Source organism: Streptomyces sp. NBC_00557 (genome assembly GCF_036345995.1).
GTDB lineage: Bacteria > Actinomycetota > Actinomycetes > Streptomycetales > Streptomycetaceae > Streptomyces.
Map to the genome: position 1 here is coordinate 177,477 of NZ_CP107796.1, position 22,769 is coordinate 200,245.

The 22,769-nt window shown below is 71.3% G+C and carries 18 protein-coding genes and 1 pseudogene; 13 read left to right on the plus strand and 6 right to left on the minus strand.

Going from position 1 to position 22,769, the window contains the following annotated elements:
* Nucleotides 1-335: 335 nt before the first annotated feature.
* Nucleotides 336-2,567: an MMPL family transporter gene (locus OG956_RS00875; RefSeq protein WP_330335965.1), complete on the minus strand. Its 2,232-nt coding sequence runs from the start codon at nucleotides 2,565-2,567 to the stop codon at nucleotides 336-338.
* A gap of 164 nt (nucleotides 2,568-2,731) precedes the next feature.
* On the opposite strand from OG956_RS00875, the gene OG956_RS00880 reads away from it, so the two are divergent.
* The 3 genes from OG956_RS00880 to OG956_RS00890 all read left to right on the plus strand — a co-directional run bounded on the left by OG956_RS00880 (nucleotide 2,732) and on the right by OG956_RS00890 (nucleotide 4,598).
* Nucleotides 2,732-3,373, plus strand: coding sequence for a TetR/AcrR family transcriptional regulator (locus OG956_RS00880; protein WP_330335966.1), 642 nt, complete (start codon nucleotides 2,732-2,734; stop codon nucleotides 3,371-3,373).
* Nucleotides 3,374-3,510: 137 nt separating this feature from the next.
* On the plus strand, nucleotides 3,511-4,047 hold the full coding sequence (locus tag OG956_RS00885; protein ID WP_330335967.1) for a cysteine hydrolase family protein: 537 nt from the start codon (nucleotides 3,511-3,513) through the stop codon (nucleotides 4,045-4,047).
* Nucleotides 4,048-4,352: 305 nt separating this feature from the next.
* A complete protein-coding gene (locus OG956_RS00890; RefSeq protein ID WP_330335968.1) occupies nucleotides 4,353-4,598 on the plus strand; it encodes a DUF5133 domain-containing protein in 246 nt (81 codons plus the stop codon).
* A gap of 166 nt (nucleotides 4,599-4,764) precedes the next feature.
* Here OG956_RS00890 and OG956_RS00895 read toward each other — a convergent pair whose 3' ends face one another.
* Entirely contained in the window at nucleotides 4,765-5,778 is a 1,014-nt protein-coding gene (locus tag OG956_RS00895; RefSeq protein WP_330335969.1) for an NADP-dependent oxidoreductase, read from the minus strand.
* Between the two features lie 110 nt (nucleotides 5,779-5,888).
* On the opposite strand from OG956_RS00895, the gene OG956_RS00900 reads away from it, so the two are divergent.
* Both OG956_RS00900 and OG956_RS00905 read left to right on the plus strand, forming a co-directional pair.
* Entirely contained in the window at nucleotides 5,889-6,476 is a 588-nt protein-coding gene (locus OG956_RS00900; RefSeq protein ID WP_330335970.1) for a TetR/AcrR family transcriptional regulator, read from the plus strand.
* A 73-nt stretch (nucleotides 6,477-6,549) separates the two neighbouring features.
* Nucleotides 6,550-6,792: pseudogene (locus OG956_RS00905) on the plus strand (alpha/beta fold hydrolase); the annotation flags it as partial.
* A 130-nt stretch (nucleotides 6,793-6,922) separates the two neighbouring features.
* On the opposite strand, the gene OG956_RS00910 reads toward OG956_RS00905, so the two are convergent.
* From OG956_RS00910 to OG956_RS00920, 3 genes are all read right to left on the minus strand, one after another.
* A complete protein-coding gene (locus OG956_RS00910) occupies nucleotides 6,923-7,768 on the minus strand; it encodes an RNA polymerase sigma factor SigF (RefSeq protein WP_330342693.1) in 846 nt (281 codons plus the stop codon).
* A 105-nt stretch (nucleotides 7,769-7,873) separates the two neighbouring features.
* Entirely contained in the window at nucleotides 7,874-9,631 is a 1,758-nt protein-coding gene (locus tag OG956_RS00915) for a thiamine pyrophosphate-dependent enzyme (RefSeq protein ID WP_330335971.1), read from the minus strand.
* Nucleotides 9,632-9,645: 14 nt separating this feature from the next.
* Nucleotides 9,646-11,199: an FMN-binding glutamate synthase family protein gene (locus OG956_RS00920; protein WP_330335972.1), complete on the minus strand. Its 1,554-nt coding sequence runs from the start codon at nucleotides 11,197-11,199 to the stop codon at nucleotides 9,646-9,648.
* Nucleotides 11,200-11,777: 578 nt separating this feature from the next.
* Between OG956_RS00920 and OG956_RS00925 the strand changes: the two genes are divergently transcribed.
* Together OG956_RS00925 and OG956_RS00930 are read left to right on the plus strand one after the other, a co-directional pair.
* A complete protein-coding gene (locus OG956_RS00925) occupies nucleotides 11,778-12,383 on the plus strand; it encodes a PRC-barrel domain-containing protein (protein ID WP_330335973.1) in 606 nt (201 codons plus the stop codon).
* Entirely contained in the window at nucleotides 12,380-12,832 is a 453-nt protein-coding gene (locus OG956_RS00930; RefSeq protein WP_330335974.1) for a PRC-barrel domain-containing protein, read from the plus strand. The genes OG956_RS00925 and OG956_RS00930 overlap by 4 nt, the downstream gene beginning before the upstream one ends.
* A 381-nt stretch (nucleotides 12,833-13,213) precedes the next feature.
* Here OG956_RS00930 and OG956_RS00935 read toward each other — a convergent pair whose 3' ends face one another.
* Nucleotides 13,214-14,113 (minus strand): YihY/virulence factor BrkB family protein, encoded by a 900-nt coding sequence (locus OG956_RS00935; RefSeq protein ID WP_330335975.1) that lies wholly within the window; start codon nucleotides 14,111-14,113, stop codon nucleotides 13,214-13,216.
* Between the two features lie 437 nt (nucleotides 14,114-14,550).
* Between OG956_RS00935 and OG956_RS00940 the strand changes: the two genes are divergently transcribed.
* From OG956_RS00940 to OG956_RS00965, 6 genes are all read left to right on the plus strand, one after another.
* Nucleotides 14,551-15,150: an ATP-binding protein gene (locus OG956_RS00940; RefSeq protein ID WP_330342694.1), complete on the plus strand. Its 600-nt coding sequence runs from the start codon at nucleotides 14,551-14,553 to the stop codon at nucleotides 15,148-15,150.
* A 360-nt stretch (nucleotides 15,151-15,510) separates the two neighbouring features.
* Nucleotides 15,511-16,161 (plus strand): carbonic anhydrase, encoded by a 651-nt coding sequence (locus tag OG956_RS00945; RefSeq protein ID WP_330335976.1) that lies wholly within the window; start codon nucleotides 15,511-15,513, stop codon nucleotides 16,159-16,161.
* A gap of 542 nt (nucleotides 16,162-16,703) precedes the next feature.
* The gene (locus OG956_RS00950; protein WP_330335977.1) at nucleotides 16,704-17,309 is read left to right on the plus strand and encodes a dihydrofolate reductase family protein; all 606 of its coding nucleotides are present in this window, start codon (nucleotides 16,704-16,706) and stop codon (nucleotides 17,307-17,309) included.
* 437 nt (nucleotides 17,310-17,746) lie between these two features.
* A complete protein-coding gene (locus OG956_RS00955) occupies nucleotides 17,747-18,928 on the plus strand; it encodes a PP2C family protein-serine/threonine phosphatase (RefSeq protein ID WP_330335978.1) in 1,182 nt (393 codons plus the stop codon).
* 478 nt (nucleotides 18,929-19,406) lie between these two features.
* Nucleotides 19,407-21,062 carry a PucR family transcriptional regulator gene (locus tag OG956_RS00960; RefSeq protein ID WP_330335979.1) on the plus strand — a complete coding sequence of 552 codons (1,656 nt, stop codon included), beginning with the start codon at nucleotides 19,407-19,409 and terminating at the stop codon, nucleotides 21,060-21,062.
* Between the two features lie 306 nt (nucleotides 21,063-21,368).
* A complete protein-coding gene (locus OG956_RS00965; RefSeq protein WP_330335980.1) occupies nucleotides 21,369-22,763 on the plus strand; it encodes a diaminopimelate decarboxylase in 1,395 nt (464 codons plus the stop codon).
* Nucleotides 22,764-22,769 lie beyond the last annotated feature (6 nt).

A 22,769-nucleotide genomic window follows, 5' to 3' on the forward strand; every position in this document is an offset into this window, starting at 1 on the left:
GTGGCGACCACGACGCCCGGAAGCCTTCCGTAGATCCCGGATCCCGGACCAGCGAGGACCGAGAAGCGGACAGGTCCTGTGCGGCGTCGAGCGCTTTCGGCCCGGCCTGAGTGACACCGCCGCAGCCGTCACCGAGCCGGAAAGCGAATCCTTCAGTCGGCGCGAGGCCCGGGCGGCCAGGCGCTCCTCGGTCCGGTGCTCGGTCAGAAGGCCGGTCGCGCAGGTGAGGACGGCCGGGGTCGTGGCGATCACGGCGGTCGATACCAGGATCACGCGGGGCCTTCCCGGCGGTTCCGTATCACGTGGTCAGTGCTCCGGATCGATCGGCGGGCGGGTCAGGCGTTCAGGCGCGGCAGGACCCGGTCGAGCCATCGGGGTATCCACCAGTTCGCCCGGCCGATGAGGAACATGGCGGACGGCACCAGGATCAGACGGACCACCGTGGCATCGATGATCACGCTGATCGCCAGTCCCAGGGCGAGCATCTTCACGACCACGGTCGGCGAGGTGGTGAAGGACAGGAACACCGCGGTCATGATGAAGGCCGCCGCGGAGATCACGCGCGCCGTCGCGGACAGCCCCTCCCCCACGGCGAGCCGGTTGTCACCGGTGCGGTGCCATGCCTCGGCGATCCGGGACAGCAGGAAGATCTCGTAGTCCATGGACAGTCCGAAGACGATCGCGAACATCATCATCGGCACGTACGACTCGATGGGCACCGGCTCCGGGAGCCCGAGCAGCCGGTCACCCCAGCCCCACTGGAAGACCACGACGAGTACGCCGTAGGACGCGGCCGTGGTGCAGAGGTTGAGCACGACGGCCTTGAGCGGGATCACCAGGCTGCGGAAGACCGTCATGAGCAGCAGGAAAGCGAGGACCAGGACGATGCCGATGACGATGGGCAGCCGTTCACCGACCGTGGTGCGGAAGTCGGCCTGGCCGGCCACGGTTCCGGTGAGGTAGGCCTCCGCACCCGTCCCGTGGAGGGCCTTCGGCAGCGTTCGGCCGGAAAGGGTGTCGAGCAGATCGCCCGTCGCCGCGTCCTGCGGGCCGGTGGTCGGGGTGATCGTGGTGACGAGGACCTTTCCGTCCGTACTCGGCTCGAGGGGGGTGAAGGCGGCCACGCCGTCGGTGCTCTTCAGAGCCGCGGTCACGTCGTCCGTGATCCGGTCGACGGGCGACTTCGCGGCGCTCACGTCCACGACGGTCACGATCGGGCCGTTCGCCCCCGGTCCGAAGCCCTGCCCGTCGGCGTGCGCGATCCAGTCGTACGCGGTCCGCGTGCTGCTGCCGGGGCGGTCGGCACCGGCGTCGACGTGGCCGAGGCGCATCGACAGCACAGGCAGGGCGCACACGGCGAGGACGGCGACGCCGGCGGCGAGGAACGCCCAGGGGGACCGGGCGACGAGGTTCGCATAACGGTTCCGGCCGTCGCCGGCCGGCGTGCCCTCGGCGACCGGGCGGCGCAGCCGGAACCGGTCGATGCGCCTGCCGACCAGTGCCAGGGCTGCCGGTACGAGGGTGAGGGCGGCAGCGGCGGTGACGACGACGGCCAGGGTGCCCGCCAGGCCGATCTTGCCGATGAAGGTCAGCCCGCAGGCGTAGAGACTGAGCATGGCGACGGCCACGGTGACAGCGGCGATGACGACGGCGCGTCCGCTGGTCTGCGCGGTGCGGGCCGCGGCGTCGACCGGATCGCGCCCCTCGATGAGGTCCTGGCGAAAGCGCGTCGTCAGGAACAGGGCGTAGTCGATGCCGACGCCCAGGCCGATCATGCCGGCGAGGGTGGTGGCCGAGGTCGCGAAGGAGAGGACGGCGGCGACGACGCCCACGATGCCGAGGCCGACTCCGACGCTGATCAGCGCGGTGACCAGCGGCAGCAGTGCGGCGAGGACACTGCCGAAGGCCAGCAGCAGGACGGCGAGGGCGGTGACGACACCCACGCTCTCGCTCAGCCGGTCGTCGGCCGGTGGATGGACCACCTGATCCAGGTCGCCGCCGTAGGCGACGCCGAGACCGGCCGCCCGCGCCGGTCCGGTCGCCTTGTCCAGTCGGGCGGTGTACTCGTGGCCGAGGTTCTTCAGCGGCTCGTCGAAGGAGACGGTGGTGTACGCGGTGTGTCCGTCGGTGCTGGTGACGAGCGCGGAGACCGCGGTGACGTGCGGCAGGTCACGCAGACCGGCCAGGGCACGGTCGACCGCGGACCGCTGGTCGGCCACCGCACTGGCGTCGGAGTGGAACACGACCTTTCCATTGGGCCTGGCCGCCTGGGGCATCGAGGTGGCCAGCAGGTCGGCGCCGGTGTGCGAGGCGGTGCCGGGCAGGCTGACCTGGTCGCTGAAAGTGGGGGCGGCGACGTGCCGTCCGGCCAGAGCGACGACCAGGATCAACAGCCAGGCGGTGATCACCGCAGCCGGGTGGCGGGCACAGAAGCCGCCGAGGCGGCCGAGTCCGCGGCGGGTCGCGGCACGGTTTGCCGCCGGGCAGGTGTCGTCCGTGTGCGCCCCGGTGGGGGCGGTGTGGTTGTGCGCAGGTCGGGCCACCGTGGCCTCCAAGAAAAGTGTCACGAGTGACACGAACTCTAGAAAAGAAGTGGCACGAATGACAATTGTCAGTAGTGTCATTCGCGGATGTGACGGTCCTTGAGGCGCCCGGGGCGGCGGAACGCCCGCCACCGCCGTGGCACGTGTGCCAATTGACACTCACGCCACCGGGCGGGAGGCTTCCGAGCATGCCGAGTGACATCCCGCCCGCCGGACTGCGCGAACGCAAGAAGGAGGAGACCAGACGCCGCCTGCTGGAAGGCGCCGCAAGCCTGTTCAGAACCCGCGGCTTCGAGGCGACCACCGTCGCCGACATCGCCGCATACGCGAACGTCTCCGTACGCACCTTCTTCCGGTACTTCGAGAGCAAGGAGGCGCTGCTGCTTCCGGACGGCGTCGAGATCTTCGCCTACGTGGAGAACGCTCTGGCCCGGCGCCCGGCCGACGAGGAGCCCCTGGACGCGGTGTGCAACGCCCTGCTGGAGGCTGCCGAGCCCTTCGCCGCCTCCACCCTGACCGCCCTCAGCCATCCGGTCCAGGACATCGAGAACGTCGTCACGGCCCGTCTCGTCCAGGCCTTCTCCGACTTCGAGGAGCGGCTCACCGTCCTGGTCGAGCGCAGGCTGCCGCCGGGCACGCCGGACGCCGACCTCACGGCCGCGGTGATCGCGGGCGCCGCCCTGTCCGCGGTACGCGCCGTACTGCGCACCCGCAGGGCGCGCCGGGCGTCCGGCCTCACCGACACGGGCCCGGCGCCGTTGCTGCGGGCCTTCGGGATTCTGCGCACCATCAGCTCCCCGGAGCCCCCGCCACGCCGGCCGGCGCCGTGACCCGGCGGCCGGAGAGCCATTGGGGCGCATGCGCGTCGAAGAGGCGCATGCGAAGAAGGGAGAGTGGTTACTCACGGATGTGATCCGGAAACGGAGACCGTGGTCGCCCGACTCACCCCGGACGGAGACCTGATCTCGTGAGCAAGGTCGCTCTGATCATCATCGACATGATCAACACGTACGACCACGAGGACGCCGAACTGCTGCTCCCCTCGGCCGAGTCGGTCGTGCCGGTCGTATCCGACCTTGCGGAGCGCGCCCGGCGCCGTTCGGTGCCGGTCATCTACGTCAACGACAACTTCGGCGAGTGGCGCTCGCATCACGGCGAACTGCTCAACCGTGCTCTCGCGGGGCCGCACGCCCATCTCGTGGAACCGCTGCGGCCCGATGCGGAGTCCCTGTTCGTCCTCAAGACCCGCCACTCGATCTTCTTCGACACCCCGCTCCAGTACCTGCTGCGGCAGCAGGGCATCGAGCAGCTGGTGCTCTGCGGACAGGTCACCGAACAGTGCGTGCTCTATTCAGCCCTGGACGCCCACATCCGGCACTTCCAGGTGACCGTCCCCGAGGACGCTGTCGCACACATCCATGAGGATCTCGCTCGGGCGGCGCTGCGGATGATGGAGCGGAACATGGGCGCGCGCGTGTGCACGAGCCAGGACCTCTGGATGTGACAGGCCCCTGCGGTAAGGGCCGTACGCGGAGGCCGGGAGGTGAGCTCCCCGTGTGACTCGTACGGCACGGCGCCGCCACTCGCCGCTGCGGACTCCTCGGCCGGCAGGTCTCCGCCCGGTACCACTCAGGACCCGCGGGAGCGATGTCCGCACCGGCACCCCCGGCAGCCACGGCGACGGTCTCCGCGGCTGCGCGGCCTCGTCGCAGCACTGCGGCAGGGTGAGTGCATACGGTGACCTCGCGGGGGCAGACGAGAAGCGCCGGGCCCGGTGAAACGGCCCGCTGCTCGAGAGGGGTTGTCGCCGTGCTGCTGCCTGCAGAGAGGGAACTGCGTGCCGTGCTGGCCCGTTTCGCCGAGGCCCGCTTCCGCCATGACCTGCAGCCCACCGGCCAGTCGAGCCGGGATCTGGAGGACACCTCGCGCAGGCTGTGCGCGATGACCGGTACCGAGTCGGTGGACCAGGCCCTTGCCGCTGCCGACGCCCTCCTGGAACAACTCTGCGCGGACCGCCGGGGATCCGGCAAAGCCGGCCGGACGCTGGCGGCCTGACCGGCAGGCGTCCGGAGGCACCGCGCTGTCGACGGGGTGCGTGACACGAACAACCGCACCCCGCACGCGCGACAGCGGGGGCCTTCCCCGTCCGACTCGGCAACGGCCGGACCTTGCGGATCCGCGTCGAGCGAGACCAACCCTGGCCTCCCCCGGCTGCAGCTCGTCACCGAGCGACCGTGAGCACGATCTTGCCCTGGATGTGCCCTCGGGCGGCGCGTTCGTGCGCCGCCCGGGCATCCGCCAGGGCAAACGTGCTGTCGATCGCGACGCGGACCGTGCCCGCATCAAGCAGGCGCCCCAGTTCGGCGAGCTGCGCACCGTTCGAGCGGACCTGGGCACTCGAGACCCTGACGCCCAGCTTCGCGGTCTCCTCCTCGTCGAACTCCCCGGGGAACACGGGGAACAGAGCACCGCCGCGTTTGAGCGTGCGCAGGAAGCGTCTGCTGCCCGGGCCGCCGACGGTGTCGAGAACGAGGTCGACGTCGTGCACGAGTTCCTCGGGACGACTCCTGGTGTAGTCGATGTACTGGTCGGCGCCGAGCTCGCTCAGGAAGGATTCGTGCGCGCCCGACGCCACCGCGACGACCCGCGCGCCCTTCCACTTCGCCAGCTGGAGCGCGAAGTGCCCCACACCGCCCGCCGCGCCGTTGACGAGCACCGTCGTGCCGGCGCCGAGTGCCGTCGGACGGTGCCGGGCGCGCTGGAAGGGCGAGGGATGATCGTGTCCCACCTCGATCAGAAACTGCCACGCCGTCAACCCGGCCATGGGCGCCCCGGCGGTGTGCACGTGGTCGACGCCGGCCGGCTTGGGTGCGAGGTCCGACGCGGGCGCGGCCACGTACTCGGCGTATGCGCTGCCGCGGAAGCTGGGAAAGCGCAGGAGTCCGAAGACCTCGTCGCCTACGACGAAGCTGTCCACGTCCGCAGCGACGGCCTCCACGACACCCGACACGTCCGTCCCCGGGATCACCGGCAGAGTGACCGCTGATTCCGTCTCTCCGGGCATCTTGGTCAGCCCGCCGCGCAGGTACCAGTCGGGCGGATTGACGCCGACGGCGTGAACGCGAACGAGCACCTCGCCAGGCCCCGGCTCGGGGATCGGCACCTCCTCGTAACGCAGCACTTCAGGGCCGCCGTACTCATGGAGCCGGACCGCCCTCATCGTGTGTGTCGGCATCGCTTTCTCCTGCCCGCGCTGCGGGATACCCTATCCGGATCAGCGATCCATATAAACGGATCACTGATCCGAATATATGGATCGCTGATCCGGTTAGTCAAGAGGGACAGATGCGGGCCGACGCCAGGAAGAACCGCGACCATCTGCTCGCAGTAGCGGGCACCGCCATCGCCGAGGAAGGCGTCGATGTGTCACTGCGCGACATCGCGCGGAGGGCCGATGTCGGGCTCGCGACGCTGCTGCGGCACTTTCCGACGCGCGAGGCACTGCTCGAGGCCCTGCTGCGCACGGGCTTCGGCGAACTGACGGCGAAGGCAAAGGAACTCGAGGCCTCGGGCTCGCCCGAAGACGCTCTTGTTTCGTGGCTGCGTGACTGCGTCGCATGGACCACGGAGTACCGGGGCGTGACCGTGCTGATGGCGGCGGCCATCGAGGACACCGAATCGGCACTCCACACGTCGTGTGTCGCCCTGCGCGCAGCAGGATCACGGCTCCTCACCCGAGCCCAGGCCGCCGGCACGGCGCGCGACGACGTCGACGGCGCCGATTTGTTCGCGCTGGTGGCGGCGCTCGCATGGCTCGGCGATCAGCCCTCCCTCGCGCCACGGGCCGACCACCTCTTCGACGTCGTCGCCGGCGCGATCCTGACGGATCCGGCGAACACCGACAGCGGGATAACACCGCCCCCGGCCACCTGAAGGCCGTCGCGGGCCCGGGGCCATTCGGTGCCGTGCCGGAGCAGCGGCCACAACAGGCTGAGAGAGTGGCGGATTGGATATCGTCCGCAGGAACAACGTCACCGTCACCGGCAACCCGCACGGGCCGGCGGTGGTGCTCGCCCACGGCTTCGCCTGCGACCAGAACATGTGGCGGCTGACGGTCCCTGCCCTCGCCGAGGACCACCGGGTCGTCCTCTTCGACTACGTGGGTTCGGGCCGCTCGGACCCGTCCGCCTTCCCGGAGGACCGGTGCTCCTCCCTGGACGGGTACGCCCGGGACGTGGTGGAGGTGTGCGCTCGGCCCGTGGTGGGCGGCGGAGGTGGAGGCGCGCACCATGCTGGTGCTCCGCGCTCACCAGGACGGCTGACCCCGGGTCACGTGGACGCGCGGCCGCCGCTACGCCCCGACCTCCGACAGCCGGCCGTCATCCGGTGCTGAGCATGCCTTCGCGCAGGCGGGCCAGGAGGCGGGAGAGCAGTCGGGAGACGTGCATCTGGGAGACGCCGAGGCGTTCGCCGATCTGGGCCTGGGTGAGTTCCTCGACGAAGCGCCAGTGAATGAGCTTGCGTTCGCGCTCGTCGAGTTCGGCGATCATCGGGCCGAGGGTGCGGAAGTCCTCTATCAGCCCCAGAGCGGCGTCCTCGTTGCCGATGAAGTCGGCCAGGGCCGCTTCGCCGTCCTCGCTGCCGTTGATCGCCGCGTCGAGGGAGGCCGACGTGTGGCCGTTGGAGGCGAGCTGGGCCTCCACGACCTCCTCCTCGGGCAGGCACATCAGCTCGGACAGTTCCTTGGTGGTCGGGGTCCGGCCGAGCCTGCTGCTCAGCTCCTCCTTCGCACGGGCGAGTTGGACGCGGGCCTCCTGGAGCCGGCGCGGTACGTGAACGGCCCAGGAGGTGTCGCGGAAGAACCGCTTGATCTCACCGACGATGTACGGCACGGCGAAGGAGGTGAACTCGACCTCGCGGGACAGCTCGAACCGGTCGATCGCCTTGATCAGGCCGATCATGCCGACCTGGACGATGTCCTCCATCTCCTGCGGGCCGCGGCTGCGGAACCGGCCGGCCGCGTAGCGGACGAGGGACATGTTCATCTCGATGAGTGTGTTGCGCGCGTACTGGTACTCCGGCGTGCCCTCCTCCAGCACCGCCAGCTGGTCGAAGAACACCTTGGACAGCTCCCGCGCATCCTTCGGCGCCACCTTGGAAGGTTCGGCGATCTCCGGTACGTCCGGTACGTCCACCGTCTCCTCGGCAGTCGGTACGGCCGTCATCGCCATCGTGCGCCCCTCCCAGTCGATCGGTTCTGCCCTTGCCGGTCCGTTCTCCGGCAAGCAGGCGGATACCCGGGAACCCGGCCTGCACTCACCCTGTTCGCCTCAGTCCGGCTCCCCGTGGCTGCGTACGACCTCCTTGACCTTGGCCAGCGCGAATCCCCAGCCCTGCTCGACGGTCGGCTTGGCCGGTACGGCGATCTCGTCGGGGTTGGTGAGGACGTCGAGCAGCACCGGGCCCGGAGTGCCGAGAGCGCGGCGCACGGCGCCCTCCACCTCGGCCGGGTCCGTCACGCGGATCCCGGTGATGCCCATGGCCTCGGCCACGGCGGCGAAGTCGGGATTGTCGAGCACGGTGCCGAACTCGGGCAGCCCCGCCTGCTCCTGTTCGAGTTTCACCATGCCCAGCCGGCGGTTGTCGAAGACGACGAGCTTGACGGGTAGGCGGTATGTCTTCAGGGTCATGAGGTCGCCGAGGAGCATGCTCAGCCCACCGTCGCCGCAGAAGGCCACCACCTGGCGTTCGCGGTCCAGGCACTGGGCGCCCAGTGCCTGGGGCATGGCGTTGGCCATCGAGCCGAGGTTGTAGGAGCCGATGAGGCGCCGGTCGCCGCGCATCTCGACGAAGCGGGAGAGCCACACGGTGGCCATGCCGGTGTCGGAGGTGAAGACGGCGTCGTCGGCCGCGATCCGGTCGACGGCTGCAGCCAGCGCCTCGGGGCGGATGGCGTGGTGGCGGTTGTCCAGGGCCGAGCGGATGCGGCCGACGAGGCCCTTGTCGTGGGCGGGGTCGGCGAGCCGGGCCTGGCCGGAGCGCCACTGCTCGAACCGTTCGCGCGCCGTGTGAAGGTGGGAGCGGTCCCGGGCGCCTTCGGACCCGGCGGGCGCGGCGGCGAGGTGGTCCAGGAGGTCGCGCACGGTGGCGCCGGTGTCGCCGACGAGGCCGACGTCGACCGGAACCCGGCGTCCGATGTGAGTGGCCTCGGTGTCCACCTGGATCACGGTCCGGCCCTCGGGATACCAGTCCCGGTAGGGGAAGTCGGTGCCGAGCAGCAGCAGGGTGTCCGCTTCCTGAAGGGCCGCCGCGGCGGCGGGGTTGCCGATCAGGCCCGTCTGGCCGACCTGGAACGGGTTGGCCTCGCCCTCGAAACCCGCCTTGGCCTTCAGGGTGAGCACCATGGGCGCGGCCAGGCGGTCGGCGAGGGCGAGGACGTCGTCGCGGGCGGCACGGGCGCCCGCCCCGACCAGCAGGGTGGTCCGTTCGGAGCGGTCGAGGAGTTCCGCGGCGCGGACTACGGCCGGCTCCTCCGGCCGGCTCACCGGAGCGTTCAGGGAGAACCGGGCCGGCCGGTCGGCCGTCAGTTCCCGCTCGCCCAGGTCGCCCGGCACGGTGAGGACGGCGACGCCCTTGCGGCCCCGTGCGTGGCGCACCGCCGTCTCCAGCATCTGCGGCAGCTGGTCGGGGGAGGTCACCGTCGCGCGGAAGACGGCCACATCGCTGAAGAGGGCGTCGTTGTCGACCTCCTGGAAGTAGTCGCTGCCGAGTTCGGCGAGCGGTACCTGGCCGGCGATGGCCAGGACCGGGGCGTGGCTCTTGGCCGCGTCGTACAGTCCGTTGAGGAGGTGCACGGAACCGGGTCCGACGGTGCCCATGCACACGCCGAGGGTGCCGGTGAGCTGCGACTGGGCGCCGGCTGCGAAGGCCGCCGCCTCCTCGTGCCGGCACCCCACCCATTCCAGGCCCTCGGTGGTCCGGATGGCGTCGGTCAGGGGGTTGAGCGCGTCTCCCACGACGCCGAACACCTGGCGCACGCCGAGTTCCCTCAGCGCGTCCACGATGACTTGGGCAACGGTACGGGCCACGTGATTCCTCCAGGTCACACGGTGAAACGGTCGGGGTCGGCGGCCTTCCAGTCGGCCGCCCAGGAGTCCGGCGGCCCGGCGAGCAGCTGCCCGGGCCCGAGCCACTCGTACAGCTCCTCGTAGGAGCGTTCGGTGAACGGGTCGACGCGCCGGCGCAGCATGTGCGGACGCAGGTCCGCGGGATCGGTGACGCCCATGGCCGCCATGAGCTGCAACGCGCTGGCCACCGTCGCCTGCTGGAAGCGCTGGACGCGCGCCGTCTTGTCGGGGACGTCGAGGGCGCGGGCCCGGCGGGGGTCCTGCGTCGTGACACCAGTGGGGCAGGTGTTCGTGTGGCACCGCTGTGCCTGTATGCAGCCGACGGCGAACATCATGGCCCGTGCGGCGTTGCCGTAGTCGGCGCCCTGCACCATGCGCTTGACTAGGTCGGTGCCCGTGGCGATCTTGCCGCTCGCGCCGATCCTGATCCGGTCGCGCAGGCCGGTCCCCACAAGGGCGTTGTGCACGGTGAGCAGGCCCTCGGTGAGCGGTGTCCCCACGTGGTCGGCGAACTCCAGCGGCGCCGCGCCGGTTCCGCCCTCGCCCTCCTCCAGCATGGCCTTGCACACGGCCAGAAACTGCCGTCGCGAGCCCACGCACAGCTTGAAACCGGCGGGCTTGCCACCGGACAGCTCGCGCATGCGGGCGATGAAGCGGACCAGTTCGCGCGGGGTGGAGAACACCCGGTGGTACGGCGGCGAGACGACCGTACGTCCCTCGGGCACGTCCCGGGCGCGCGCGATCTCGGCGTTCACCTTGGCGCCGGGAAGAACCCCGCCGATGCCGGGTTTGGCGCCTTGCGACAGCTTCAGGGACACGCACTTGACATGGTCGTGCGCGGCCTTGTCGGCGAATTCGGCCGCGTCGAAGTCACCGTCCCGGGTGCGGCAGCCGAAGTACCCGGTGCCGATCTCCCACACGAGGTCGCCCCCGGGCCGCAGGTGGTACTCGGACAGCCCGCCCTCGCCGGTGTCCTGGGCGAAACTCCCGGCCGCGGCACCGCCGTTGAGGGCGAGGACGGCGTTGGCGGACAGCGAACCGAAGCTCATCGCCGACACGTTCAGCAGGGCCATGTCGTAGGGACGGACGCAGTCCGGGCCGCCGATCCGCACGCGCGGCGGCGTTTTGGGCACCGGGCACGGCGCCATCGACGGAACGAGATACTCGTAACCGGGCTGGTACACGTCCCGCTCGGTGCCGTACGGCTCCTCCGCGTCGGTGCCCTTGGCGCGCTCGTAGACGATGCTGCGCACGTCCCGGTCGAAGGGGCGCCCGTCGAAGTTCCGCTCGATGAAGTACTGCTGCAACTCCGGGCGGATGCTCTCCATGAGGAAGCGGAGATGGCCGAGGACGGGATAGTTGCGCAGCACCGAGTGCCGGCGCTGCAGTAGGTCCCAGGCGCCGAGCGCGCCCAGGAACGCGAGCGGCACGGCCGCGAACCACCAGGCGGGTGAGTTGGCGACCACCGCGGCCAGGGCAGCGCCGAGAGCGGCCGGCAGAGTCAGGACGATGATGACGATCCGTGTCACATCTCGCGCATTGCCCGGTTACCGCCTGCCATGCACGCCGAGACGGCACCGGCCCCCTCGCCCAGGTCTGCGCCGGACGAACCGCGGCAGGCGAGCTGGTGCGGACGCGCGATCTGCGCGGAAACCGAGTCTGAGCGCGAGGCGGCCGGCCGGCTGGTCGGTCTGCTCCGGCTGCGCCTGCACGCCGTGAAAGCCGCGTCCCGCCCCCCGCGGGGGGCTGACCTCCTGCAACAGGTCCTGCTGCGACGGCCGGCATCCGCTGCTGCTCGTCCCTGCCTCCGCCCCGGAAGGAAACCAGGGGTGACCTGATGTCTCCAACTCGCGCCTCACGGTGTGCCGTAGGCGTGCAACGCACTCACCGCGGGCAACCGGATAGCCCAGGGACGTGCGCACAGGGCGACGGTCCGGGTGACGACGGAAGCAAGGAGGTCGGCGATGGAATGGTGGGGCTGGGTGGTCCTGCTGATCGCGGTGGCAGGACTGCTCGCCGCGACAACGTTGGCAGTACAGGCGAAACGCCGTAACGGCACGGTGATCGCGGTGCGTTCGGGTCACCGGAGCGGCGGGGAGGGGGGACGGTGAACACCCTGATGCTCGCCTCCGAACTGACCGGGCGCGTGGTCGTGACGCTGGGCGGCGAGGCGGTCGCCCAGATCCGCGACACCGTCTTCGACGCTCAGGCCGGTCGGATCAAGGGCTTCACCCTGAGCGGACGCGGGCTGTTGTCCGGCCCTCTCAAGGAGAGCCTCCCCTTCTCCGGAGTGCACGCCATCGGACCGTCCGCCGTGATGATTCCCAGTGAGGCGGTCCTGGAGAACAGGGACGTGGTCGTGGGGACCGGCGAAGCCGACCGCGGTCAGGTCATCGGCGCGCCCGTCCTCACCGACCAGGGGACCGAGGTGGGCACGGTCCTGGACGTGGTGATCGAGGCCGGCGTCGGCGGACGGGTCATCGGCTTCGAGATCGCCGCCCACGAGAACCTCGATTCCCGGAAGCGGAAGACGTTCATCCCGCGCGGGGAGACACTGGCCGTCTCCGGCCGGGCCCTGGTCGTCCCCGCGGACGCCGGCCGCTTCGTCGCCGACGACCTGCCCAGCTTCAGCGCCCAGGTGGAGGCCTTCCGCGCGCAGGCCGTGCAGCCGTGCGCCGGAGCGCCCACGGCCGGAGAAGGAGGCCCGGCATGATGATGTTCTCCCAGGCCCTGGGCCTGCCCGTGATCACCGCCGAAGAGGCCGAACAGCTCGGTCGCGTGGAGTCGCTGACCATCGATGCCCGCAACAGACCGGTCGCCTGCCTGCGTCTGTCCAAGGCCCCGAAGCACGCCACGACCATCGCCTGGGACGCGATCGAAGCCGTCGGACGGGACGCCGTCATCGTGCGCTCCCGCACCGGCGTCGATCCCGGGCAGAACGACGTTCCCGCCCACCACGAGGCCCTCGGGCGCCGGGTCCTGACGGAACACGGCACCGCGCACGGCACCGTCAAGGACGTCGCCTTCGACAACGCGACCGGGCACATCCTCACGCTCTACACGGCACTCGGCGACATCCCCGCAGACCGCCTCCTCGGCGTCGGCTCGTACGCCGTGGTGGTCCGCGTCGAGCCCCACGGGCGTCCCCGGGCACGGAAGTGAGCCGCGCGCGGTCGTAACCACCCGGGGTTCGATGCCGGCGGGCTGGTCGTCCCGTCGGCGGGCGAAGCCTAGCCACAGCGGGCCGGTCGTCGCGCGGGCGTGTCGCTGTTCGCCTCCCGCGTCAGGCACGCGGCGGGCTCAAACCCGCCTCCGCTTACGACATCGGCGGCGGGCGCTACGGGAGCGTTCCGGCCATACGTCCAGGCCCGCTGCTGCCGGCCCTGCCAGTCCGTCACGCAGGTCGTTAGAGAGTTAGAGACCGCGCCGGTGCTCGCGCGTACGGCGGCCACCGACGCCACCCGGGGACTCGTGCGGTTCCCTTTGTGCCAGGTCCCCCCGCCCCGCGCCTGCCGGCACCGAGGACGGTGATGGCCTGGGGCCTCAGCCGGGAGGCGGTGCGGTCGGGGACGCGGAGCCGGTGACCGCTGCGGAACAGAGCGCGGCAGGTTTCGCCAACTCGACGTTGAACTGGGCGCCGGCCAGGAGCGCGAGGTTGGACAGCCACAGCCAGACGAGAAAGACCACCACGCCTGCCAGGGAGCCGTACAGACGGTAGTAGGTGCTCACATGCGAGGCGTAGGCGGTGAAGCCCAGCGAGACGATCAGCAGGAGCAGGATCGCCAGGCCGCCGCCCGGTGCCATCCTCCGCACGGGCCTCGAGCAGGCAGGGCCCGAGCGGTAGAGCACCAGCACCAGGGCGCACGCGACGGCGCCCAGGACGGGCCAGCGCAGTGTGTCCCAGGCGGTCTCGGGCACGGTGCCCAGGTTCAGCGCCCGGCCCAGACGTCTGGCCAGGCCGCCGCTCACCAGCAGCGCGAGGGTGGTGGTGACCAGAAGGCTGATCAGCACGATGGCCGTGACGATGATGCGCGGGGCCGTGCGCCACACCGGCCGGTGCGCACTGACGTGGTGGATCGCGTGCAGAGCCCTGCGAAAGACGCTCAGGTAACTGCAGCCCGACCACAGCGCCCCCACGACGCCGAAGAACATCAGCATCCACGCCGCTGACGACTGACCGGCCAGTTGCCGCAGTGCGCTGCGCAGCAGTCCGCGGGAGGCGGCCGGGACGACCCCCGTCATCCGGTCGATCACCTCAGGAGTCGTCCTGGGCATGGTCAGCCCGAGGACCGAGAGGATGACCAGCAGTACGGGGAACAGGGCCAGGACCGCGTAGTACGTCAGGGCGGCCGCCCAGTCCATGACGTCGTCGTTCCAGATGGACACCGGTGTCCGGCGCAGCGCCGTCCACCACCCGTACCGCCGGCCGTCAGCGTGCCGCATCACCGCAACGCCCTCCCCACGCGCTCGCACCGACTCACGCCCGGCTGTCCGTTCCCCTCGGCGGCTCGGCGCCGGGATCCGCGGAAGCATGCAAGACGGGCCACGGCCCGATCAGCCATGACCCGCCTTCCTCGGCACGCCGATCAGTCCCCGAAGACGTTTTTCGCCGCGTCCTTGGCCTTCTCCCCCGCCTGCCGGACGTCGCCCTCCTCGTGTTTCCCGGCACCTGTACCCGCGCCGCCCCGGGTGATGTCCCCTCCACGAGCGGACCACTCGCACGGCAGGCGTGGACGGCGCTCTCCGCGCCGGGTACGCCGGCCCGGCATCGTCACCATGACGTCGTGAGCGCGACACTCGGATCGGTCATGCCTGTGCCCGTGTTTTACGGGTATGCGGGCCTGATGAAAACCGGCGCTTCGGAACGTGAGGCGGTGTACATGGACCCGGCTGGGCATGATGAGGGCCGGCGGCCGCTCGTAGAGGGTCTTGCAGAGGGCCCGATATCGGTGTCCGCTGCCTTCGAGGGCAGTGAGGAGATCGCCAAGGCTCGTCACCTGGCCCGTCTCTTTCTGACGGACGTGCAGGCGGTGCACGGTCTGCCGGTGTCCAGCCGCGCGATGGGCATGGTCCAGCTGGTGGTGAGCGAGCTGGTGACCAACGCCCGGAAGTACGCGCCCGGGCTGTGCCTGTTGACGCTGACGATCGAAGAAGGGGCCGTCCAGGTGAGCGTCTGGGACAGCGGTACGGCGGTGCCGGCCGTCCTGGCGCCGGATCCGAGCCGCATCGGGCAGCACGGACTCGAGATTGTGATGGCCGTCTGCCAGAGCTTCGCCGTTCACCGGGAGCCGGTGGGCAAGCGCATCACGGCCACGGTGGCGCTGGCCGATGATCCCGGCGCAGACGCGTCGGCCACCAGCCGATATGACCAAGTCCCGCTCTGGACGGGGTCGCCCTCGAATTCCGCCGAGGGCCAACGCCGGTCAAGCCGATGTGAACGCCCGCGGCTCGGGACCGCAGGGATGAGGCCGGCCTCCTGAACGGCCGGGCGAAAGACGCGGGACGGCGCGCGCGGTCGCCGGCGGCCCGCCACCGGCCGCGGCCCGGCTCGGTGACGCGGCCGACGGCCGGCGGTGACTCGCACCGTGCGAGGCCGGCGGCAGGCCTTCTCGTGGACGGACGCGCGGTTGCGCCGGGGTGCCGGGTGGAGTGCTGTCTGCGGTAGCGCTGTCTGTCGCCGCACCCGTGTGCTGTCTACTCCCCCAGCGATGCGATGCCGCCCATTGCACCAGCCGATGAGCCCGGCCCCGGACGTTCCAGGCCGCCGTGCCCGGGCCCGTCAGGCCTTCCCGGTGACCCCCGCCGGGCGGTGGGCTTGGTCATGGCCATAACCTGCCGCCATGACCGACACCGCCACTCCTACCCCACGTGAAGCCTTCGAGATGCTGCTGGCCGGCAACGACCGGTTCGCGGCCGGCGTGCCCGAGCACCCGAACCAGGATGCCGCCCGTCGCGCCGAGATCGCTCCCGGCCAGCAGCCCTTCGCCGTTCTGTTCGGCTGTTCGGACTCCCGCCTCGCCGCCGAGATCATCTTCGACCGCGGGCTGGGAGACCTGTTCGTGGTGCGCACCGCCGGCCACGTGATGGGCCCGGAAGTGCTGGGCAGCATCGAGTACGGCGTGAGCGTGCTCGGGTGTCCGCTGGTGGTGATCCTCGGCCACGACGCGTGCGGCGCCGTCGCGGCCACCCGGGCCGCGGTGGACGGGGGCGCCACCGCCGACGGATTCGTGCGCGACGTCGTCGAGCGGGTCACCCCCAGCGTGCTGGCCGCCCGTGCCGCCGGCGCCAGTACCGACGCGGACTTCATCGCCGAGCACGTCCGCGCGACCGTCGACCTGCTCACCGACCGCTCCCGGGTACTGGCCGACCAGGTCGCCGCCGGACGGACGGCCGTCGTGGGCCTGTCCTACCGCCTGGCCGACGGCCGCGCCCAACTGGTCGCCGCCCGCGGCCTCGACCTCCCCACCGAGCGCCAGGCCACCGTCGCCTGACCGCCGCACCGCCCGCTTGCGGCGTGGAATCCGCCGGCCCGCGAGCGGCACGACGCCTCGCCGGACCATGCCGGCGCGTCGGAAGGTGCGTACGGTGACGGCGGTGCCGACCGCCTGTGCCTCACGTTCCTGGAACCGGCGGCGTCTCCCGGGGCGGCGCATGCACCGCCCCGGGCATCGGCCGGCAAGGGCTGCACCAGACGATCGCTCGCCGTGCTCCCCTCGGCGGCTCCGTCAGACGAAGAAGGCGCCCATGCCGGCGACGTCCGTTTCCGCGTGGTGTTCTCGATCCCCGGAACGAACGAGTGCTTCGCACGAGGCCTGGGAGCGGAGCTGTACGGCAGCGGAGCTGTACGGCACCGGCCATGCCCACGCACCGGCTCTGGCGGTGGCGGGGCAGCGCCGGCGGTCTCAGTCCGCCGTAAGGAGGTCATCCCGGCTTCGGTGCAGGCCTTCGTGCGCGCATCTCTGGACCTGCCCCTTGGTCCGCCGATGAGTTTCCGGTGGGAGTGCGGTCTACCCGTCGACGAAGGGAGCGCACCGTGCGCAAGATCATCATTTGCACGTTCCTGACGCTGGACGGCGTCATGCAGGCACCGGGCGGTCCGGACGAGGACGCGCAGAGCGGCTTCGAGCACGGCGGCTGGCAGAAGCCGGTGTCCGACGACGAGGTCGGCACGGCCATCGCCGGTTGGTACGAGGCCTCCGACGCGATGCTGCTCGGCCGCAAGACGTACGAGATCTTCGCTTCGTACTGGCCGACCGCCGATCCCGGCAATCCGTTCACCCATCGGATGAACAGCATGCACAAGTACGTGGCGTCTCGGACCCTGACATCCGTCGAGTGGCAGAACTCCACGCTGCTGGAGGGCGACCTCGTCGATGCCGTACGCGAGCTGAAAGCGTCCGACGGCGCCAACATCAACGTCGTGGGCAGTGGGGACCTCGCCCAGACCCTCATGCGGCACAACCTGGTCGACGAGTACCGGCTGACCATCCATCCGGTGATCATCGGCACCGGCAAGCGGCTGTTCGCCGACGGAGCGATTCCCACTGCGCTGGAGCCGGTCAGCGTCTCGACGACGAAGGGCGGAACCATCGTCGGCGTCTACCGACCGAACGGTAAGCCCAGCTACGACAGCTATTAAGCGGTTTGGTTGGGATCAGCGGGCGGAGCAGACGCTGCCGCGTCGCAGTCGGTGGCCGGGCCGAATCGGACGCTGCCGACGCCCGCGTCCCGGCCGACAATCCTGCGCACCGGCATGGTCGGCCACCGGCTCCTTCCGGCCGACGTGTGCCTGCGCGGGCCCTGGGCTGTCCTGGCCCGCGCACACAAGCTGCCGACGTCGAAAGCGGCTGGCGAATGGCGTTCGCGGGGCCACTGGGCCGTGGTCCCACGCAAAGGGCACTTTGCCATCCGAGCCGCCTCCGAGAGTCCTGGCGGCAGCCGCGATGGTGCCGGCCGGTGCTGTCGAACGGGTCCAGGGCGATCCGGAAAGGCGCAGGCGCCAGGAGAAGATCTCGCTGTGGAACATGCATGACAGGCGGGTGTATACCGAGACATATGGGCGCGGGGCGTGTACCGGTGGACCGCCTCCCAGAGCAGCAACTGGGCCGCAGGCTGGTGGCAATCCCCCTTGCGCTCATCATCGTGATCACCGTGGTGGACATCCATTCCCCGCCGGATGTCCACCTGGGCCCCTTGCTGGTGATCGCGCCGGCCCTGACCGCGTCCGTGGCCGGGCCGCGACTGACCGCCCTCGTCGGAGCACTGGCTGTGGCCGCCCAGGTGCTCATCGCCGTGTACCACGGCGGACTGACCACCCCCAACCACCTCTCGCAGATCACTGCCTTGATCCTGCTGTCCGCCTTGGTCGTCTTCGTCTGCCACGTACGCGAGCGGCGCAGCCGTGAGCTGAACCGGGCACGGTCGGTGGCCGAGACGGCACAGCTCGTACTGCTGCGGCCACCACGCCGCCGGATCGGGCCGCTACGGGTGGCGTGGCTGTACCTGGCGGCCGAGGACGAGACCCGTATAGGCGGCGACCTGTTCGCGATCGCCCGCTCGGACCGTGGCACCCGCGTGATCATCGGTGACGTCCGCGGCAAGGGACTGGCCGCCATCGGTGAGGCATCCATGGTGCTGGGCGCGTTCCGCGAGGGCGCGCACCGCTACGACACCCTGCCCGAACTTGCCGCGGGCCTCGAGGTGAGCGTCTGCAGAAGCCTGGAAGACGCCGCCGCCACCGAGAACGATCCGGGTGAGCACTTCATCACCGCCCTGCTGCTCGACATCCCCGACCAGGGCACGCAGGTCGAAATGGTCAATTTGGGCCACCCTCCGCCTCTCCTGCTGCACGACGGCCAGGTCACGGTCCTGCACGCGCGACGCCCCGTACCCCCCTTGGGCATGTGCGAGCTGCCCGTACCCAGCCACCGCGCGGACCCCTTCACGTTCGAGAACGGCGACACACTGCTGCTCTACACCGACGGCGTCGTCGAAGCCCGTTCGCCCGAAGGAGCCTTCTACCCTCTCGCCGAGCGCGCCGCCTACGCGCCCACCTCTGGGCCCGAGGCCCTGATACGCCACATCCACCGCGATCTGCTGAACCACATCGGCCACGAACCCGGGGACGACGCCGTGCTCCTGGCTCTCGAACGCTACGGGGTCCACCACCTGCACCGACCGCACATCACGGCCCACCCCCTGGACGGCCACCGCCGACTCGACTCCGGCCCAAAGCCGCTTCCGGGAGACCTTTCCTGAGCCCCGGCCCATACCGTCGTGATCTTCTTGCCGACGCTCAGCATGCCGACAAATGGCATGCAAAGGTCAGACAGCCGATGGTGCGATGGTTGATGCGTCGTAGTACTTCTGAGAGACAAGGACGACGAGGCGCGCCGTCTGCTCGCCGATGGCACCAGCGCGCTCCCCGAACCGGGTAGGGCCTGGGGCTGCCGGTCTGCGGGAGCCTCGCTGTGAACGCGGGCCGGGATGCGGGCCCCGCGCCTTGTCCAAGGCCCAGTGCCGCCTCTTTCGGCGCCCGTGCCCTCTGCTCACCGACGACCCGGTCGAGGTCCGTCAGCGGTCCCTGGCGCGGCGGGAGTTGAAGAAGTTGCCCTGCGGATCCGCGTGGCCCGCCTTCCCGTGTCCCCGTGCGCCGTTGAATGCGCGGCCGGTGTGTGGTCTCGTACCCCTTCCGGAACCGGCCCGGCGCGGGTCGGCGGCGTGTCGAGGGGGAAGCATGACGGACCTGGGGGGCCACCTGGAGTGGCACATGGCTGCGGAAACCCGGGTGACGCTGGAGCGGTTGTTGTCGGTAGTGGGTCCGGGGGCGCTGGAACTGGACACAGCGCCGGGCGGGCTGACGGTGCCGGTCGGCGGGATCGCCGTGCTGGACCCGCTGGAGCCCGGGGTCCGGCCGCGGGTGCTGGTGCTCGCGGTCGGTGTCGACGCCGGGTCGGCGCAGGCCCGGGATCTCGTGCACCGGGCCGGTGCCGCGGGGGCGACCGGCGTGGTGTTCGGCCCCGACCGCTCCGCTCAGTCCGCCGGTGCCCTGCGGTCGGCCGCCGAGGAGGCCGGTACGGCGGTGCTGTTCCGTACCCGCTGGTGTCCGTGGGAGCAGTTGGTGGGGGTCATACGGGCCGGACTGGCCGCGGCCGGGGAACCGCCGGCCGCGGGGCCCGCCCTGGGGGACCTCGACGCGCTGGCCGACGCGGTCGCCACCCTGGTCGGCGGCTCGGTGACCATCGAGGACACCGAATCCCGCGTCCTGGCGCACTCTTCGACCGAGGAAAACGTGGACGAGATGCGTCGGATGACCATCCTGGGGCGGCGCGTGCCGCCGTGGAGAGTGGCCGCGATGCGGGAGGCGGGGCTGTTCCGCGCCCTGTGGACGACAGATGACGTGCTGCACCGGCGGGCCCAGGGCGCCGACCCGGAGCGGCTGGTGTGTGCCGTCCGGGCGGGTGGCGAGGTGCTGGGATCCGTGTGGGTGGCCGCGGTCGGCGGACGGCCGCTGTCCCCGAACGCGGCGGACGCGCTCCGCTCGGCGTGCCGGGCGGCAGCCGCGCATCTGCTTCACTACCGCACGCGTGCCACGGACAACCGGCTGGTGGAGGACGCGGCGCGGGCGCTGCTGGAAGACCGCGGCTCACCGGAGCTGCTCGCCGAACGGGCGTCGCTGCCGGCGCAGGAGCCGTGTGCGGTCGTGGCGGTGGGCCTCGGCACCGACCCGTCTGCGGAGCAGCCGTCCGACGACCCGTCGAGGCTGTACGGTCTGCTCAGCCTGCACTGCACCGCGCTCGGCCACCGGACGGTGGTCATCCCGGCAGGCGGACGGGCCCTGGTGTTGGTGAGCGCGCTGGACCCGGATGTGGACCTTGCCCGTGACCGGGTGACGAAGCTCGCGGAGTCGCTGGTGGCCCAGGTGTCGGCCGCGACCGGCCGGCAGGTGCGGGCGGGGCTGGGTGCGGTGGTGCCGACGCTGGCCCGGGCCGCCGAGTCGCGCCGGGACGCCGAGCTGGTGCTCAGGGCCCTCGGCCGGTCCGGGGGGCCGCACGCCGTGGCGTGGGGCGAGGACGTGGCGGACGCGATCGGCGTGCTGCAGGTGGCCGAGGCCCTGCGGGACGTACGGCTGCCGCCGGGGACGTCGGTGGCGCGGCTGATGGCGTTCGACGCCGAGCACGCCGGAAGCCGACTCGTGGAGACCCTGCGGGCCTACCTCGACCACTTCGGAGACGTGTCCGCCGCCGCGCGCAGCCTCTCGGTGCATCCCAACAGCCTGCGCTACCGGCTGGCCCGGATCGCCGCCGTGTCCGGACTCGATCTCGCCGACCCGGACGCCCGTCTGCTGGCCCAGCTCCAGTTACGCCTGGGCGACGGCGACCCGGCCGCCTGAACCTCGGGGCCGCCTCGGCACACCGCTCCCGGCCGGTGGTCCGTGCGCCCGCGGCAGGGCCGGTGCCGTTCTCGTGCGCCCGCACCGGGGCAGGGTGTTTTCGTGCGGGCGCACCAGGGCAGGGCGCCCTTGTCGTGCGGGCGCACAACGGCGCGGTGCGTGGGGGCCGGTCGTACCGCGCGGCGGCGGTCGCGGGCGGGCAGCCTGTGCCGAACCGACGAAGACGGGCGGCGGTCGCGGCGAGCAGCCTGGGAGGGCACCCCGGACTTCCCCGGGGCCTCGCACCTCCGACACGAAAGGCTCGCCATGACCGCTGCGATCCTCACCGCCGCCCGGCGGGAACGCATCCTCCGGGAGGCGCTACGGCAGGGACTGCTGGACCGCGCCGAGTCCCTGCTGGCCGGCTTCGTCGACCTCGATGGGGTCGCGGCCACGGTCGGGGCGCTGCACGAGGCGTTCGCCGGCCTCGACGGGGACGGCGCCGGGCCCGAGGCAGGCTCGCCGCAGCCGCCCCGGGTGCTGCACACCTTCGCAGCCAAGGCCAACTGCCTCGTGCCCGTGCTGTCGGAGCTGGCCCGCCTCGGCATGGGCTGCGAGGTCGCCTCCTCGGGCGAGTTGGCCCGGGCACTCGCGGCCGGCTTCACCCCGGAGCGGATCGTCTTCGACGCTCCCGCCAAGACCTGGGCGGAGCTGGAGCGGGCCCTGGCCCTCGGGGTGGCCGTGAACGCGGACAGCTTCCAGGAGCTTGAGCGGATCGAGCGCATCCTCGCCCGGCGTCCCTCGGTCTCACGGATCGGGGTGCGGGTCAACTGCCAGGTCGGCGGCGGCTCCATCGCCGCCATGAGCACCGCCACCAGCACCTCCAAGTTCGGCGTGCCGCTGGAAGACCCGGGCAATCGGGAGCGGCTGGTACGAGCCTTCGCCGAGCACTCGTGGCTGACCTGGGTGCACACGCACACCGGGTCCCAGGGCTGCCCTCTCGGCCTGATGGCCCGCGGAGTGGCGCAGGCGGTGGAGTTCGCCGACGAGGTGGAAGCGGCTTTCGGGCCGGGCCGGGTCGAGGGCATCGACATCGGCGGCGGGCTGCCCGTCAACTTCTCCGACGACGACGTCATGCCCACGTTCTCCATGTACGTGGAGCAGTTGCGGACCCACGCGCCGAGGCTCTTCGCGCGCGGGTACCGGATCGTCACCGAGTTCGGCCGCTCGCTCCTCGCGAAGAACGGCTTTCTGGCCGCGTACGTCGAGGACGCCAAATCCGCGGGCGGCCGGCGGATCGCCATCACGCACGCGGGCGTGCAGGTCGCCACGCGGACCGTGTTCGCTCCCGACGCCTGGCCGTTGCGGATCGAGGCGTACGACGGGTCCGGAGCGGCCCGGCGGGACCGGCCCGTGCGCCAGGACATCGCTGGTCCTGCCTGCTTCGCCGGCGACCTGCTGGCCCGCAACTGCGCGCTGCCGCTGCTGCGGCCGGGCGACCTGGTGGTCGTCCCGGACACCGGCGCCTACTACTTCTCGACGCCGTTCCACTACAACAGCCTTCCCGAACCGGCGGTGCACGGTGTCCGCGTGGATGCGGACGGGCGGATCGCGTTCAGCCTGATCCGGCCCGCGCAGGACCCGTGGGAACTGTCGGACCAGGACGGCGTCGGCCTACCGTCCGGGGAGCCGGTGGGCGCCCCGGTGCACAGCGCCGGGTGAGGAGGC